Origin of the sequence: Streptomyces sp. VRA16 Mangrove soil (assembly GCF_017377775.1) — a bacterium.
Taxonomy (GTDB): Bacteria; Actinomycetota; Actinomycetes; order Streptomycetales; family Streptomycetaceae; genus Streptomyces.
In genome coordinates, this window is the sequence record NZ_JAFVLN010000004.1 from 51,130 (window position 1) to 67,546 (window position 16,417).

Genomic DNA, 16,417 nt, shown 5'->3' on the forward strand with positions numbered 1-16,417 from the left:
ACAACAGATTAAGACCCGCCACTGCGTGAGTGGCGGGTCTCAAGTGACTCAAGTGCCGTGTCTGCTACGTCACTTCAGCGCGGGCGGCGCCGCGTCGGCACCGGTCCCCCACCGCGAGGGCTGCGCGCCGACGGTGAACGAGAGATCGCTCGTGCCGCGCAGGTCCTCGGTCGTCAGATAGGTCTTGCCGTAGGCGGCGCCGTCGACCCGAGCCGACTGGATGTACCGGTCGGTGTCGGACGTGCCCTTCGCCCGCACGGTCAGCTTCCCCTTCGGGTAGTAGCGCCGGTCGAGGGTGACGTCGACACGCTCGAAGACGGGCGTCGACAGGCCCCAGGTGTCCGTGCCCGGCTGCACCGGGAAGATCCCGATGGAGGAGAGCACGTTCCAGGCGGACATGGTGCCGAGGTCGTCGTTGCCGGTCATGCCGGTCGGGGCGTCGGTGAACAGGGTGAGCGCCGCGTGCACGACGTCCGTGGTCTTCCACGGCTGACCGGTCGACAGATACGTGTACGGCGCGATCAGGTCGGGCTCGTTCTGGGGGTTGTACTTGTCGGCGTTGTAGTAGGCGTACGGTCCGTTGACCCACACCTCGCGGGCCGTCTTCGCCGGGTCGGCGAGCAGCTTGTCGTAGGCGAAGAACGAGTCGAGCCGCTGGTTCGCCGCGCCCTCGCCGCCGATCAGCGAGACCATGCCGGGCAGGTCCTGCGGGACGAGCCACTGGTACTGCCAGGACGTGCCCTCGTGGAAGCCCTCGCTCTGCGCCGGGTCGGCCGGTCCCGTGAAGGCGCCGGAGGCGTCGCGCGCACGGAAGAATCCGGTCGAACTGTCGAAGATCCTGCGGTAGTTCTGGGCGCGCTCGGTGTACCGCATCGCGTCGTCCGCGTGGCCGAGTTCCTTCGCCATCTGGCCGAGCATGGCGTCCGACAGCGCGTACTCCAGGGTGGCGGAGGCGCCGTGGTCGTAGTCGGAGTCGCCGGGCTTCACATGGGCGCGGTCCTTGATGTAGGGCGCGAACCCGTTCGCGAGGTACTCCCTGTTGGCCTCGCGGCCCACCGGCGCGGAGTCGGCCGGCGGCACGCCGTCGGCGTTCTTCTTGAGCGCGCGGTACGCGTCCTCCTCGTGCCCCTTCAGCAGGCCCTGCTGGTAGGCGTTGGTGAGGAACGGGGTGACCGGGTCACCGGTCATGATGTTCGTCTCGACCGTGCCGTAGCCCCACTTGGGGAGCCAGCCGCTGTCCTTGTCGATCTGGATGACCGAGAGCGCCATGTCGCGGGTCTCGCGCGGCGCGAGCAGCGACAGGAGCTGCGTCTGGGTGCGGTAGGTGTCCCACAGGGACCAGTTCTGGTAGTACGTGGACCCCCCGTACGCAGCAGTGCGGTGGATCTTCTGGTCCCAGCCGGTGTAGCGGCCGTCGACGTCGCTGCCGATGTTCGGCGCGAGGAAGGACCGGTAGAGGGACGAGTAGAAGGTGCGCCGCAGCGTGTCGCTGCCGCCCTGGGTGCGGACGTCGTCGAGGCGGTCCTCCCACGCGGCCTGCGCGGCGTCGCGCACCTTGTCGAAGGAACGGCCGCCCTCCGTACGGAGGTTGAGCGCGGCTCCGTGCGCGTCGACGTAGGAGATCGCGGTGGTCGCCTCCACGGTGCGGTCCTTGCCGGTGTCGAAACGGACGTAGGCGCCGTTGCGTTCGGCGTCGGCCGTCGACGTCTTCGACCCGGCGGTGACCGTGTCGCCCTTCCAGGTGCCGGACGCCGTGAACGGCCGGTCGAACGTGGTGATCGTGTAGACCGTGTACGGCTTGGTGTCCTGGCAGAAGCCGCTGCCGGTGATGGCGGTGCGCACGGTGTGGTCGTCGAGGATCTCGACCTTGGTGTGCAGCGTCCTGTGCAGCGACTGCCCGGCGTTGATGAGGACGTTGGCCTTGTCGGTGTCCGGGAAGGTGTAGCGCTGCACGCCGGTGCGCTTGGTGGCGCTGAGCTCCGCCTCGATGCCGGTCTTCAGGCCCACCTTGTAGTAGCCGGGCGACGCCTTCTCGTCGTCGTGGCTGAACTCGGCGGCGTACGTGGAGTAGTCGGTCGACGTGATGTCGCCGGTGGTGGGCAGGACCGGCAGGTCGCCGCCCAACCCGCAGCCCACGCCCGAGAGATGGACGGTGGAGAAGCCGCGGATGTGGTTCTCGGAGTAGTCGTATCCGGTGTTGTGCCCGGTGTCCGGCGAGAACTGCACCATGCCGAACGGCACGGCGGCGCCCGGATAGGTGTTGCCCTCGTTCTCCGTGCCGATGAACGGGTTCACCAGATCGGTCAGTCGTCCCGCGTCGGTGGCCACGGCGGGCGCCGCGAGTCCGGTGCCGAGCAGGGCCGCGGCGGCGACCGCGCCCCACATGCGCGTGCCGGAACGGCGGTTGGGTCTCTTCATCATGCGCCTTTCGACAACGTTGTCAGCAGGGTGCGGAGATCATTCTTCGTGCGGTGCCGACGGCCCGTCAAGACTCCAGCCGCCAGAGGTGGTCGTCCGTCCCGTTGTCGGCGAACTGCACCACTTGCGCACTGTTGTCGCCGGACATCCCGTCCACGCCGAGCACCTTGCCGCTGTGCTCGTTGCGCAGCAGGAACCAGCCGTCGCCCTGGTCGATCCGGCGCCACAGCAGGTCGGGGCGGCCGTTGTCCTCGTACTGGACGGCCCAGGCACTGTCGGCCGTCGAACTGTCCTTGACGGCGAGGAACTTGCCGCTCTGCCCGTTACGGATCCGGAGCCGGCCGTCCCCCGCGTCCAGCAGTTGCCAGGCGTGGTCACCCGTGCCCGAGTTGTCGAACTGGACGACGCGCGCGTCGTTCGCGGTGGACATGGAGTCGACGGCGAGGACCTTGCCGCTGTGTTTGTTCCCGACGCGGTGGTACGGCGGTTCGGGTGTCCAGGGGTGTCCGTCGGGGGCGGCCGTCGGGAAGGACGTGATGCGCAGCCGGGCCGCGCCCATGGGGACGAGGGTGACGGTCTCGACGCTCGCGCGGCTGCGCGCGGGACTGGGCTGCAGGGGCGCCACCACGTGCTCGTCGTCGGCGATCCACTCGGGCAGCCGGCGGGCCTTGGCGGCGAGGGTGAGCGGGGTCCCGTCGAGGGTGAACGGGTTGGCGGGCAGCGGGCCCGGCCGACGGGCGAGCGTCGGAGAACTCCCCAGCACGAGAGCGTAGTTCCAGGCGGACGCGGCGTGCACGTCGTACTCGGGGAAGGTGTCGCTGCCGCCGGTGCGCACATACTTCTCGGCGATCTTCAGCGAGTAGGTGAGCGGCCCGTGGTCGACGCTCACACTGTCGTGGTTGCGGCTCCAGGTGCGCAGGGTGGTGTGCTGCGGCAGCCGCAGGGTGACGCGGTCGCCGTCCCGCCAGGTACGCCGGATCTCGGCGAACGACGGTCCCGAACCCACGCTCACCGCCTGCCCGTTGACGGAGAGGCGGGGTTTCTCGCACCAGCCGGGGATGCGCAGCCGCAGCGGGAGGTCGGCGGGCCGGTCCACGCCCACGGTCAGGGTGACGGTCTCGTCGAAGGGGTAGTCCGTCTCCTCCCGTACGGTGACGCGGACGCCCCCGACCGTGGTCTCGACGGAGCACGGCGCGTACAGCGCGGCGGCGAGCCCGCCGTCCGGCGTGGCGAGCCAGAGTTCCTCGGTGAAGTAGGGCCAGCCCATGCCGTAGTTGTGCGGGCAGCAGCGGTACTGGTCGACGCCCGGCTGGAACGACTGCATGGCGAAGCCGTTCTGGAACTGCCCTTCTGTCTTGCGGGCGTTGTCGAGGTCGACGCCGTTGGCGCTGGTGACGTAGTGGATGCCCTTGCCCTGCGGGTCGAGGGCGGCTGGCAGCATGTTGAAGGCCAGGTCCTCGCAGCGGTCGGCCCACACCGGGTCGCCGGTGATGCGGGTGAGCAGTTCGTGGCTGGCCATGAACTCGACGATGCCGCAGGTCTCGAAGCCCTGCCGTGGATCACCGAAGCCGGGCCGGTAGTTCTCGTCACCGGCGAATCCGCCGCCCGCGAACTGACCGTATTCACCGAGGACCTGGTCGTACGTGCGATAGCTGGCCCGCACCAGGTCCTCGGCGCCGCCGCCCGCCCACTGGGCGTACTGGGCGGGTTCGCGGAAGCCCTGGGCGATGTTCACGTTGTGCGGGGTGGGCGGCTCACCCGTCCAGTCGGCGCCGTAGTGGTGCATCTTGTCGACGAGGCGCGGCAGGAAGGCGTCGCCGGTCCGCTCGTACAGCCAGCGCGCGGTGTCGATGCCGTCGCCCCAGCGCACGGAGACCCAGCTGGAGTCGAAGGCGCCCTTGCCCTGCGCCTCCATGTACGTGAGGAACCGGGTCAGGAACGGCACGATCCGCTCGTCGCCCGTGTACTCCTCGTACGTGCGCAGCGCCATCAGGAGCGGCAGGAAGGGCCAGAAGTCGGGGCCGCCGTTCAACGATGTACGCAGGGCACGCGGGCCGAAGAAGCCGTCGTCCTGCTGGGTGGCGAGGATCGCGTCGATCCAGCGCTTGCAGGTGGCGAGCGCGTCGGCGTCGCGGGTGGCGACGGCGAGCGGTACGAATCCCCGCAGCCAGTAAGGGAGTTCTTCCCAGCCGCCGAGCTCGGGGTGGACCCAGCCGCAGGTGTCCATGACGAGGAAGTGGGACTTCTCGTCGTATCGACCACACAACCCGGCCAGTTGCAGCCGGAGTTGATGGTCGAGCCAGCCGTGTGCGGTGATGCTGCCGACGGGCAGCCGGGTGAAGGCGTCGGCGGCGGGTCCTGCCGCGTCGGCCCGGGCCGTCAGGGCCGGCGCGGCGCCGAACGCGGTGGCCGCGCAGGCCACGGTCGCGGCCTGCAGCACGCCGCGTCTGGTCACTGTCATGAGGGTGCTCCCGGGGGAAGGAGAGGGGCGGGCCCGGGCGTGCGGGCCCGCCCCCGGGGACGAACGGGTCAGGAGCAGTTCGCCACGGTCGCCTGCGAAGCGTCCTTGATCAGCGCCTGCTGTGCGTCGTGCAGTCGCTTCACGTCCGGCTTGACGACCCTGCGGTCATAGGTGAGCAGGCCGTTCAGCTCGCCCTCCACGTCGGAGATCTGCGTGTAGACGGCGCCGTTGCCGCCCTTGCAGGCCAGCTTGTGCACCTCGCCGAGCTTCTCCAGGTAGTCGTCCGTGTACGTCGCCGGGTCCACGTCCACGTAGCTCTGCTGGACCGACCAGGCGTGTCCGGGCACGGCGAGGCCGAGGCCGCCGTACTCGCCGCTGACCAGGGCCCGCTTGCCGTCCGGGTTCGGTGGCAGGGCGGGGCTCGGGTAGCCGTGCTCGTCGATGATGTCGCCGGTGCCGCCGTCGACGCCGAGGTTGATGCCGGACATCGAGTTGATCAGCCGGGTCGGGTCCCAGGCCTTGGCCTGGTCGGCGATGCGGGCCTCGTCGTACTGGCCCCAGCCCTCGTTGAAGGTGACCCACATGACGACCGACGGGTGGTTGTAGTGCTGGTCGATCATCGTCTTCATCTCGCGCTCGTACTCGGCGCGCGCCGCTGTCGACGGGTTGACGCCGGCCGCCATCGCGGGCATGTCCTGCCAGACCAGCAGGCCCAGCCTGTCCGCCCAGTAGAACCAGCGGTCGGGTTCGACCTTGATGTGCTTGCGGACCGAGTTGAAGCCCATCTGCTTGTGCATCTTCAGGTCGTACGCGAGCGCCTCGTCACTGGGGGCGGTGTGCAGGCCGTCGGGCCAGAAGCCCTGGTCGAGGGTGGCCATCATGAAGACCGGCTTGCCGTTGAGGACGGTGCGCGGGGTGCCGTCGACGTTCTCGACCTTGATGGAGCGCATCCCGAAGTAGCTGCCGACCCGGTCCCCGCCGACGCTCACCCTGAGGTCGTAGAGGTAGGGGTCGTCGGGGGTCCACAGGTGCGGGTCGGCGATCTTCAGGGTCAGCGGCTGCCCGGAGGTGCCGGTGGCGGTGGCCACCTTCGTCCTGCCCGCGTACGCGGTCGCGGTGACGGGCAGACCGTCGCGAACTCCCGTTGTCTGCACGGCGAGTTGCTTCTTGTCGACGTCCGGCGTCAGCTTGAGGTCGCTGACGTGGTCGGTGGCGACCGGTTCCATCCACACCGTCTGCCAGATGCCGGACGACGGGGTGTACCAGATGCCGGACGGGTCGAGGCGCTGCTTGCCCATGGGCGGGTTCTCGCCGTCCTTGGCGTCGGTCGGGTCGTAGACGCCGACGATCAGCTCCTGGGTACGGCCGGGCTTCAGCGCGTCGGTGATGTCGGCGCTGAACTTGTCGTAACCGCCCTTGTGGTCCGCGACCTTCGTGCCGTTGACGTAGACCTCGGCCTTCCAGTCGACGGCGCCGAAGTTCAGCTGGAGGCGCTTGCCGCTGCCGACCTTCCAGTCGGCGGGGACGGTGAAGGTGCGCCGGTACCACATGCGGTCCTCGTGGCGCTCGATGCCGGAGAGCTGGGACTCGACCGGGTAGGGCACGAGGATCTTCTCGCCGAGCTTCTTGCCGACCGGGACCGGGTCGCCCTCGTTGGCGGCGGCGAACTCCCAACTCCCGTTCAGGTTGCGCCAGTCGGTGCGGGTGAGCTGGGGGCGCGGGTACTCGCGGTGCGCGTTGGCGGGAGTGACGTCGTCGCCCCACTTGGTCCTGAGTTCGTACGTCGAGTGGTTCGGGCCGCTCGACCAGAACGCGCCGACGGCGGTGCCGTCACTGCCGGCCAGGCCGCCCTTGCCGTCGTAGGTGACGTCGGCGAGTCCGGCCGCGTCGCCGTCCTTGTTCCCGACGACCGGCTCCTTGAGGCCGACGACGAGGGCGCGAGCGTCGTCGGGGTCTGGCTTGACGCTGCTCAGCGGCCACTTCGCACCCCCGATCACGGCGTTGAGGTGGTCGCCGACGTCCGCGGGGACCGTGCCCAGTTTCTGCGCGAAGTCGAGCTTGAGGGTGCGGCCGTCACCGAGGACCGTGGTGCCGATGGCACCGTCGTACTTCCAGTCGTCGGGGATGCGGAACGCGGAGGACGGGATGGCCTCCTTCTGCTCCCCCGGCTCGGTCCAGCGCAGGTGGAGATTGGAGCCGCCGTAGTGCTCGAAGTACTCGACCTTGATGTCGACCGCCTTGCCGGCGGTCAGGTCGACGGGCGCGGAGGTCTGCTCCTTGTCCCAGTCGTCGACCCAGTGGTCGATGACGAGCTTGCCGTCGACCCAGAGCCGGAATCCGTTGTCCCCTATGAGGGAAAACGTTGTCGAGCCGGTCTTCTCGGGGACCAGCTTCCCGGTCCAGCGCACGCTCGCGTCGTCGGCGCTGCCGGTGGCGGACTGGAGGCGGGACTCCAGGCTGCCGAAGTCGATCTGCGGGTCGAAGCCGGTCGCCTTCAGGGCGGCGAAGTCGAAGGCGCCGGGGGCGGACTGGCTGTAGTACTCGCCCTTGAGTCCGTGGGGGACGACGGGCTCGTCCGCCGAGGTGGCGGCCCTGCTCCCGGCATCATTCTCACCGGCCGCGGCGTTCGGGGCCACGGAGAGCGCGGTGAGGCCGAGTGCCGCGGTGAGCAGCAGGGCCAGATGTCGGCCGCGGTGTCTGAGGGTGGTTCTGGTGCGCACGGATCCTCCAGTGCTTGGGGCTTTGAGGAAGGGTGGCGGCTCGCCGCTCAAGTCGGTACAACTCGTGTGTACTTCGCTTGTACATCGTTGGAAATGAACGGCAGTTGGCATGACAGCACGCACCCCCGCGCGCTGTCCAGGGTCATGACAAGCGCGTCCGAAGAGCGGGCGCGCCCAGCCGAAGGAGATTCCGTGCGGGTGAGCCTCAAGGATGTCGCGGAGCGCGCGGGCGTCTCGATCAAGACCGTGTCGAACGTCGTGAACAACTATCAGCACGTCACGCCCGCGATGCGGGCCCGGGTCCAGGAGGCCATCGACGAGCTGGGCTACCGGCCGAACTTGACGGCCCGCCATCTGCGCAAAGGGCGTACGGGGATCATCGCGCTGGCCCTGCCGGAGCTGGGCAACCCGTACTTCGCGGAGCTGGCGGGCGCGGTCATCGACGCCGCCGGCGAGCACGACATCACCGTGCTGCTGGATCACACCCGCGGCGAGCGCGAGCAGGAACTCCTGGTCAGCCAGGGGTTCCGGGCCCGGGTGATCGACGGGCTCATTCTCAGCCCGCTGGAGCTGGAGGCCGAGGACCTGCGCGGGCGCGACGGGGACGAGGTGCCGCTGGTGCTGCTCGGGGAGCGCGCGTACGACCTGCCGCACGACCACATCGCCATCGACAACGTGGCGGCGGCCCGCACCGCGGTGCGCCATCTCGTCGGCCGGGGCCGCACCCGCATCGCCTACCTGGGCGAACGCACCGACTCGGCGAACCAGCCGGCCCGGCTCCGACTCGACGGCTGGCGGCGGGAGTTGACCGAGGCGGGCCTCGCCGCGCCGGACTCGCTGGTCGGGGCGACGGGCGGCTGGGACCGGGGCGACGGGGCGGAGGCCATGGCACGGATGCTGGACTCCGGGGTGCGGCCCGACGCCGTGTTCGCGTACAACGACCTGGTCGCGATCGGGGCGATGCGGGTGCTGCACGAGCGGGGCCTGCGGGTGCCGTGGGACGTGGCGGTGGTCGGGTTCGACGACATCGCGGAGGGGCAGTTCGGCGCGGTCACGCTGACCACGATCTCGCCGGACAAGCAGGCCATCGCACGACTCGCGGTGCAGTCGCTGCTGCGCAGTCTGGAGCACCCCGAGGAGCGCGCCGGACGTGAACTGACGGCGGAATTCCGGCTGGTGGAGCGGGAGAGCACGCTCGGCCGACGCTGAGCCGGCGGCGGCCGCCGCGTCGAACGGCTCCTTGCGCGACCTCTTTACAGCCTTCTTCCAACGATGTAAAAACCTCCCCTGTACCGCCGATCCGACCGGTCGAACATGCGCCGTCGCTCCCGCGCCGACGCACGCCATCGCCCTGGCCACCGCTCAAGCCATCGCACCAGCCGACCCATCCCGTCTGCGCGTATCCGCGCCGGGCCGTGCCGTTTTGGGGACCTGATCATGACGCAGACCGCGTTCCACCGTCGCCGCCGTACCTCCTCGCGGGCGCTGCTCGCCGCCGGCCTCGTCGCGGGCCTCGCGCTCGCCACCGGGTGCGCCAAGTCCGAGGACGACAACTCCTCTTCGGGCAAGGCGAGTTCCAGTGCGGCGGGCGAGAACGCCGGGCAGGAGGTCGCCTCGCCCGGCACCGGCGCAACCTGTGACATCTCGACGTACGGCGGCAAGAAGCTCGACCTCAAGGGCGCCACCGTGGGCTTCTCGCAGTCGGAGAAGGAGGCCAACCCGTTCCGTATCGCGGAGACCGCCTCCATCAAGGCCGAGGCCCACAAGCGCGGCATCAAGCTGCTCACCGCCAACGCCCAGTCGCAGTTCTCCAAGCAGATCAGCGACGTCCAGGACCTGATCGCCAAGGGCGCGGACCTGCTGGTCATCGCGCCGCTGAACTCCGACGGCTGGGAGCCGGTGCTGCGCGCCGCGGCCGCCAAGCACATCCCGATCGTCACCGTCGACCGCAAGATCAACGCGACGGCCTGCAAGGACTATGTCTCGTTCATCGGCTCGGACTTCGTCGAGCAGGGCAAGCGGGCCGCCGACCAGATGATCGAGGCGACCGGCGGCAAGGGCACGATCGCCATCCTGCTGGGCGCCGCGGGCAACAACGTCACCACCGAGCGCACCAAGGGCTTCGAGGACCGGATCAAGGCGAAGGCCCCGAACCTGAAGGTCGTCTTCAAGCAGACCGGCGACTTCGCTCGTGAGAAGGGCCAGCAGGTCACCGAGCAGCTCATCCAGTCCAAGCCGGACATCACCGGGATCTACGCCGAGAACGACGAGATGGGCCTCGGCGCCGTCAACGCCCTCAAGGGCGCGGGCAAGAAGGCCGGCGACGTGAAGATCGTGACGGTGGACGGCACCCGGAACGCGGTGCAGGGCATCGTCGACGGCTGGATCTCCGGCGTCATCGAGTCGAACCCGCGGTTCGGTCCGCTCGCCTTCCAGACCCTGGACTCGTTCACCAAGGGTGACAAGGTCGGCCAGGACATCGTCATCAAGGACAGCGCGTACACCAAGAACAACGCCAAGTCGGACCTGAACAAGGCTTTCTGACATGTTGTCGGTGACCAACCTGAGCAAGACGTTCCCCGGCGTGCGCGCCCTCGACGGTGTCGACTTCACCGCGCGCGCCGGGGAGGTGCACGCGCTCATCGGGGAGAACGGGGCGGGCAAGTCCACCCTGATCAAGGTGCTCACGGGGGTGTACCAGCCGGACGCCGACGGCGCGGGGCAGCTCGCGTACGACGGCCGGCCGGTGAGCTTCGGCACGCCGCTCGAAGCACAGCACGCGGGCATCTCGACCATCTACCAGGAGGTCAATCTCGTCCCGCTGATGAGCGTGGCCCGCAATCTGTTCCTGGGGCGCGAGCCGCGCGGCCGCCTCGGCCTGATCGACTTCCGGCGGATGCACCGGGAGGCGGACGGGGCGCTGCGCGAGCTCGGGGTACGGGTCGACGTCCAGCGTCCGCTGCGCGAACTCGGCGTCGGGGCGCAGCAGATGGTGGCCCTGGCCCGCGCGGTCGCGGTGGACGCGAAGGTCGTCATCATGGACGAGCCGACGTCGTCCCTCGAACCCCGCGAGGTGCAGACCCTGTTCGGCGTGATCCGGATGCTGCGGGAGCGCGGCATCGCCGTCGTCTACGTCAGTCACCGGCTCGACGAGCTCTACGCGGTGTGCGACGCGGTGACGGTGCTGCGGGACGGCAAGGTGGTGCACACGGGCCGGCTCGCGGCGTTGGAGCGGCTCGATCTCGTCTCGTTGATGCTGGGCCGCGCCGTCGGTGACGTACAGGACGAGGGGCTCACCAAGTTCTCCGGCGAGCACGACGCGGCGTCCGAACCGATCCTGCGCGCACAGGAGTTGACGGTCCGGCACCAGTTGCACGGGGTGTCGCTGGAGGTGCGGCCCGGGGAGGTCGTCGGACTCGGCGGGCTGCTCGGCTCCGGACGCAGCGAGACGGCGAAGGCGATCGCGGGCGCGCTGCCCGTGGACGGCGGCCGGGTCCTGGTGGCCGGGACCGCGGTCCGCACCGGTTCGACACCGGCGGCGATCCGCGCGGGGATCAGTCTCCTGCCCGAGGACCGGAAGGCGGAGGGGATCGTGCCGGGCCTGTCCGTGCGGGAGAACATCGCGCTGGCGGCGCTGCCGGGCCTGTCCCGGTTCGGCCTGGTCGACGAGGCCCGGATCGACAGGATCGTGGACACGTTCGTGCAGCGGCTGCACATCAAGTCGGCGGGTCCGCACCAGAAGGTGGGCGAGCTGTCGGGCGGCAACCAGCAGAAGGTGCTGCTCGCCCGCTGGCTCGCGATGAACCCGAAGGTGCTGCTGCTCGACGAGCCGACGCGCGGCATCGACGTGGGCGCCAAGGCCGAGGTCCAAAAGCTCATCGACGAGCTGGCGGACGACGGGCTCGGTGTGCTCCTGATCTCCTCCGACATGGAGGAGCTGATCGAGGGCTCGGACCGGGTCGTCGTCCTCAAGGACGGCGCGGTGGTCGCCGAGCTCACCGCAGACGCGGTCACGGAGGACCGACTGATGCGCGCGATCGCCGCAACTCCCGCCGGAGGGCCGCCCGTTGAGTGAACTGACCCTGGGCAGGACCGGGCTCGACCGGGCCCGCCTTCTGCGCCTCCTCCAGGACTACGGCGTGTACGCGGGCGTCGTGGTCCTGCTCCTGGCGAACATCGCCTTCACCCCGCACTTCCTGTCCGCGGAGAACTTCCGCACCCAGGCCGTGCAGGTCGCCCCCGTGCTGATCGTGGCGCTCGGCATGGCGCTCGCCATCGGCACCGAGGGCGTGGACCTGTCGGTCGGCTCGGTGATGGCGCTCGCCACCTCCCTGATCTCCCTCTATCTGGGCTACGGGGCGTGGATCGCGGTGGTCGCCGCGCTCGTCGGCGGCGCCCTGGTGGGTGTCGCGAACGGCGCGCTCGTCGCCTTCGTCGGGGTGCAGCCCATCGTCGCCACCCTGGCGCTGATGGTGGCCGGACGCGGGCTCGCGCTGGTCCTGCTCCCGCAGCTCAAGGACGTACGGGATCCGGGGCTGCGCTCGCTCGGCACCGGTGATGTGCTCGGCGTCCCCTATCTGGTGCTGATCGCCGCGGTGCTGGCGCTGCTCGTCGCGTTCGTCGTGCGGCGCACGACGTTCGGCCGTCAGCTGCTCGCCGTCGGCGACAGCCGTCCGGCGGCGCGGCTCGCGGGGCTGCCCGTGCGCCGGGTGCTGATCGTCGTGTACGTCCTGTCGGGCGTCCTGGCCGCCGTGGCCGGGGTGCTGGCGACCGCACGGCTGACCGCGAGCGACCCGACGTCGCTCGGCAATCTGATGGAACTGTCCGCGATCACGGCCGTCGTGGTCGGCGGGACGCCGCTCACCGGCGGCCGGGTGCGGATCGGCGGCACCGTCGCGGGCGCCGTCCTCATCCAGCTGCTCACGGCCACCCTCATCAAGCACGATCTGCCGCCGTCGTGGACGCAGATCGCGCAGGCCGTGGTGATCGTGCTCGCCGTCTACGCGGCCAGGGAGCGGGGGAAGCGATGACCATGACCGACGTGGAGACGGCGCCGCCGGCCAGGACGGGCGAGGAGGAACCGCTGGGCGCGACGCGCGCGGAGCGGCTCAGTGCGCTGGCCCAGCAGCACGGCGCCCTGGTCACCCTGGTGATCGCCGTGATCGTGGCGTCGCTCTCCTTCGACACGTTCCTGACCGGGGACAACCTGGAGAACATGGCGCTGTCGTCCGCGTTTCTCGCGGTGGTGGCGCTCGGTATGACGTTCGTGATCGTGACGGGCGGCATCGATCTGTCGGTGGGCTCGCTGTTCGCTCTCGGCGGGGTCCTCGCGGCATGGGGCTCGCAGTACGGGACGGTGGTGGCGCTGCTGCTGCCGCTCGCCGTGTGCGGACTGATCGGCCTGGTCAACGGAGTGCTGATCGCCCGCTCCCGGCTGGCCCCCTTCATCGTGACGCTGGCCGCGATGCTGGGCGCGCGCGGGCTGTTGCTCGCGATCACGGACGAGGGTGCGACCACGTACCTCGTCGACAAGTCCACGTTCTTCGCGACGCTCGGTCAGGGCAGGCTGCTCGGCATCGGGGTCCCGGTGTGGATCACGCTGGCGCTGTTCGTGGGCGGGGCGGTCGTCCTGCGCCGTACGCGCTTCGGGCAGTACGTGTACGCCGTGGGCGGCAACGAGGACGCGGCGGCGCTGATGGGCGCCCCGGTGGCCCGTACGAAGATCGGCGTCTACACGGTGTCCGGTCTGTGCGCGGGGCTCGCGGGCGCGCTCAACGCGGCGTGGCTGGTGTCGGGGGTGACGATCCTCGGCTCCGGCATGGAGCTGGAGGCGATCTCCGCGGTCGTCATCGGCGGCACGCTGCTGACGGGCGGGTTCGGGTTCATCAGCGGATCGCTGGTCGGGGTGCTGCTCCTGAAGGTGATCCAGAACGTGATCAACCAGATCGGGTCGCTCGACTCCGCGTACCAGCAGGTCGTCAGCGGGGCGTTCCTGGCCGTGGTCGTGATCGCGCAGACCTGGCTGGGGCGGCGGCGCCGGGTGCTGTGACCCGGCGCCGGTGGGCTGCGGGGCGGCGGCCGCGATCCGGCCGTCGCCCCGCGGCGTCAGTGGACGTCCTCCGTGAGCGGCGCCGCGGACACGGCGGGGCCTGAACTCCTTTCCCGCAGGACGAGCTGGGCCAGGATCGCCAGCGCGCAGGCCACGCCGCTGCCCGCCCAGATCGTCAGGTACGCGGTCAGCGCGGGGGTGTCCGTCGTGCCGATGACGAGGGTGCCGAGCGCGCCCGCGAAGGCGGCGCCGCCGACGCTGCCGCCGAGGGTCTTGAGGTTGTTGTAGACGGCGGTGGCGCTGGCGGTGCGGTCGGCGGCGCTGCCCTCGACGATCACGGTGGGCAGTCCGCCGAGCGCGAGCCCGCAGCCGACGCCGATCAGGGCGCTCGCGGCGGCGAACGGCGCGAGCGCGGAGTGCAGTGCGAGCTGGCCCACGCAGCCGGCGGTGAGGAGCATGAAGGCGAGCAGCAGGAGTCTGCGGTAGCCGATCCGGACGGCGAGCGCCGCGCACAGGGCGGAGCCCACGAACGCCATGATGTTCGGCAGCACGCCGTAGAGGCTGATCTGCCAGGCGGCGAGGTCGAATCCGTACCCCTCGTCGGCCGGTGAGGCGGCCATGAAGCTGACGCCGACGGTCTGCCCGCCGAACATCACGGCGCCGAGCACGAACCCGGAGGCGTAGGCGGGGGCGCTCTTGCGCCGGGCGAGGGAGCGGACGTCCACCAGGGGGTTCGGCCGGTCCAGTTGGAGGCGGGCCCAGCCGTACAGCAGGGCGGCGGAGAGCAGGAGTCCGCCGAGGGTGGGCGCGGAGAACCAGCCCCAGGACGCGCCGCGGGCGACGGTGCCGAGGAGGGTGACCAGGGCGAGCGCGAGCAGGGCGGCGCCGGGCCAGTCCATCCGGCCGCGTGCCCGGGTGCGGGACTCGGGGATCGCGGTGAAGGACAGCGCGGTGCAGCCGACGGCGAGGACGGCGAGCGCGGCCAGGGTGAGGCGGAGATCGCCGAGGAGGCTGAGCAGGGGGCCGACCAGGGCGTGGCCGAGGACCGTGCCGAGGGTGAGCATGCCGACCAGCAGGCCGACGGCCTTGCGTCCGTCGTCGACGCTGAGCCGGTCGCGCACGAGGCCGATCTCCAGGGGCAGGAGCGCCGCCAGCGGGCCCATCAGGGCGCGGCCCAGGAGCAGCACGCCCAGGTTCGGGGCGCAGGCGACGAGGACCGTGCCGACGGCGATGGTGCCGAGCGCGACACGGATCATCCGCCGGTGTCCGTACAGGTCGCCGAGGCGGCCGAAGGCCGGGACGCAGATCGCGGCGGCCAGGTGCTGGATGCTGGTGAACCACTGGGCCTGCCCGGTGGTGATCCCCTGCCAGTCCTGGACCTCCGGCACGATCGGCACGGCGGCGCCCTGCAGCAGCCCGCTGACCAGCTCGAAGGCGACGAGCAGCCCGACGACGGCGCGAACCTTGCCCGCCGTTCCCCCGGCGGCGCTCACGCCGTCGTCCCCTGGGCGAGGCGCCGCTCGGCGAGGCCGCTGAGCAGGACGGCCTGGCGGGCGAGGACGGCGTCGTCGAAGACGGCCAGCGGCGAGTGGTTCATGGGGCCCTGCACGAGGTCGGCGCCCTCGGGGGCGGCGCCGACCATGAGCATCGCGCCGGGCACCCGCTGCAGCACGAACGCGAAGTCCTCCGAGCCGTTGGCCGGGTTGGGGGCCTGCCAGACGACGTCGTGGCCGAGCAGGTCGCGGGCGGTGTCGATCGCGAAGGCGGTCTCGTCCGGCGCGTTGACGGTCACCGGGTACTCGACGGAGTACGCCACCTCGGCCTGTACGCCGTGCGCCTCGGCGATGCCGCGCACCAGCTTCGGCAGCCCCTCGACGAGCCGCTCGTGCACGGTCTCGGAGTAGCTGCGGATCGTGGCCTCGAAGGTGGCGGTCTCCGGGATGACATTGGCCTGGGTGCCGGCGTGGAAGGTGCCGACGGTGACGACGGCCGGGTCGAAGAGGTCGAAGCGGCGGGTCACCCACGTCTGGACGGCGGTGACGATCTCGCAGGCGACCGGGACGGGGTCCTTGGCGCTGAACGGGGTCGAGCCGTGGCCGCCCTTGCCGCGCACGGTGACGGTCATCCGGTCGGAGGCGGAGGTGACGGTGCCGGGGCGGGTGGCGACCCAGCCGCCGGGCAGCGTGTTCGCGGCGACATGCAGCGCGTACGCGGCGTCGAGCGGCTTGCCGGCCGCGTCGAGGACCCCTTCCTCGATCATGGCGCCCGCGCCGTTGTGGCCCTCCTCCCCCGGCTGGAACATGAAGACGACGTCGCCCTGGAGGTGTTCGCGGCGCTCGGCGAGCAGCGTCGCCGCGCCCACTAGACCGGCCGTGTGCAGGTCGTGGCCGCAGGCGTGCATGGCGCCGGGGACCCGGGAGGCGTACTCCACGCCGCTCTGCTCGGTGACGGGCAGGGCGTCCATGTCGCCGCGCAGCAGGACGGCGCCGCCGGGCTTCCCGCCGCGCAGCACCGCGGTGACGGAGCTGAGGCCCTTGCCGAGGGTGATCTCCAGGGGCAGCCCGTCGAGGGCGGCGAGGACCTTCTCCTGGGTGCGGGGCAGGTCGAGGCCGAGCTCGGGTTCGCGGTGCAGGGCGCGCCGCAGCCGGACGAGTTCGGGCTGGAGTTCCTGGGCGCGTTCGGTGAGCGACATGCGGGGGTGAACCTCCTGGTACGGTCCGGCGGGCGGCGGGGGTGGCGCCAGAGTGCGGTCCTGGCGCAGGAACGGAA

General features: G+C 70.7%; 10 protein-coding genes. 5 read left to right on the top strand and 5 right to left on the bottom strand.

What is annotated here, in order from left to right; all coding sequences use genetic code 11:
- Window positions 1–69: 69 nt before the first annotated feature.
- The 3 genes from J3486_RS12560 to J3486_RS12570 form a co-directional block, all read right to left on the bottom strand.
- On the bottom strand, window positions 70–2,418 hold the full coding sequence (locus tag J3486_RS12560; RefSeq protein ID WP_374194717.1) for a GH92 family glycosyl hydrolase: 2,349 nt from the start codon (window positions 2,416–2,418) through the stop codon (window positions 70–72).
- Between the two features lie 67 nt (window positions 2,419–2,485).
- Window positions 2,486–4,879, bottom strand: coding sequence for a beta-L-arabinofuranosidase domain-containing protein (locus tag J3486_RS12565; RefSeq protein ID WP_207820351.1), 2,394 nt, complete (start codon window positions 4,877–4,879; stop codon window positions 2,486–2,488).
- Between the two features lie 68 nt (window positions 4,880–4,947).
- Window positions 4,948–7,599 carry a PA14 domain-containing protein gene (locus tag J3486_RS12570; RefSeq protein WP_207820352.1) on the bottom strand — a complete coding sequence of 884 codons (2,652 nt, stop codon included), beginning with the start codon at window positions 7,597–7,599 and terminating at the stop codon, window positions 4,948–4,950.
- 192 nt (window positions 7,600–7,791) lie between these two features.
- On the opposite strand from J3486_RS12570, the gene J3486_RS12575 reads away from it, so the two are divergent.
- The 5 genes from J3486_RS12575 (at window position 7,792) to J3486_RS12595 (ending at window position 13,648) form a co-directional block, all read left to right on the top strand.
- Window positions 7,792–8,808, top strand: a complete 1,017-nt coding sequence (locus J3486_RS12575) for a LacI family DNA-binding transcriptional regulator (RefSeq protein ID WP_207820353.1) — start codon at window positions 7,792–7,794, stop codon at window positions 8,806–8,808.
- A gap of 228 nt (window positions 8,809–9,036) precedes the next feature.
- The gene (locus tag J3486_RS12580) at window positions 9,037–10,143 is read left to right on the top strand and encodes an ABC transporter substrate-binding protein (protein ID WP_207820354.1); all 1,107 of its coding nucleotides are present in this window, start codon (window positions 9,037–9,039) and stop codon (window positions 10,141–10,143) included.
- Between the two features lies 1 nt (window position 10,144).
- Window positions 10,145–11,674: a sugar ABC transporter ATP-binding protein gene (locus tag J3486_RS12585; protein WP_207820355.1), complete on the top strand. Its 1,530-nt coding sequence runs from the start codon at window positions 10,145–10,147 to the stop codon at window positions 11,672–11,674.
- Window positions 11,667–12,629 carry an ABC transporter permease gene (locus J3486_RS12590; protein ID WP_207820356.1) on the top strand — a complete coding sequence of 321 codons (963 nt, stop codon included), beginning with the start codon at window positions 11,667–11,669 and terminating at the stop codon, window positions 12,627–12,629. Before J3486_RS12585 ends, J3486_RS12590 begins: the two co-directional genes overlap by 8 nt.
- 2 nt (window positions 12,630–12,631) lie before the next feature.
- Window positions 12,632–13,648, top strand: coding sequence for an ABC transporter permease (locus tag J3486_RS12595; RefSeq protein ID WP_374194723.1), 1,017 nt, complete (start codon window positions 12,632–12,634; stop codon window positions 13,646–13,648).
- 56 nt (window positions 13,649–13,704) lie between these two features.
- Here the strand turns inward: J3486_RS12595 and J3486_RS12600 are convergent, their stop codons facing one another.
- Together J3486_RS12600 and J3486_RS12605 are read right to left on the bottom strand one after the other, a co-directional pair.
- Window positions 13,705–15,141 (bottom strand): MFS transporter, encoded by a 1,437-nt coding sequence (locus J3486_RS12600; protein ID WP_207820358.1) that lies wholly within the window; start codon window positions 15,139–15,141, stop codon window positions 13,705–13,707.
- On the bottom strand, window positions 15,138–16,340 hold the full coding sequence (locus J3486_RS12605) for a M20 family metallopeptidase (protein ID WP_207820359.1): 1,203 nt from the start codon (window positions 16,338–16,340) through the stop codon (window positions 15,138–15,140). The genes J3486_RS12600 and J3486_RS12605 overlap by 4 nt, the downstream gene beginning before the upstream one ends.
- Between the last annotated feature and the right edge of the window lie 77 nt (window positions 16,341–16,417).

Bases quoted from the DNA above. Each gene is read 5' to 3' on its own strand.
- J3486_RS12580 (WP_207820354.1), top strand. From the start codon at position 9,037: ATGACGCAGACCGCGTTCCACCGTCGCCGCCGTACCTCCTCGCGGGCG.
- J3486_RS12585 (WP_207820355.1), top strand. From the start codon at position 10,145: ATGTTGTCGGTGACCAACCTGAGCAAGACGTTCCCCGGCGTGCGCGCC.
- J3486_RS12560 (WP_374194717.1), bottom strand. From the start codon at position 2,418: ATGAAGAGACCCAACCGCCGTTCCGGCACGCGCATGTGGGGCGCGGTC.
- J3486_RS12605 (WP_207820359.1), bottom strand. From the start codon at position 16,340: ATGTCGCTCACCGAACGCGCCCAGGAACTCCAGCCCGAACTCGTCCGG.
- J3486_RS12565 (WP_207820351.1), bottom strand. From the start codon at position 4,879: ATGACAGTGACCAGACGCGGCGTGCTGCAGGCCGCGACCGTGGCCTGC.
- J3486_RS12595 (WP_374194723.1), top strand. From the start codon at position 12,632: ATGACCGACGTGGAGACGGCGCCGCCGGCCAGGACGGGCGAGGAGGAA.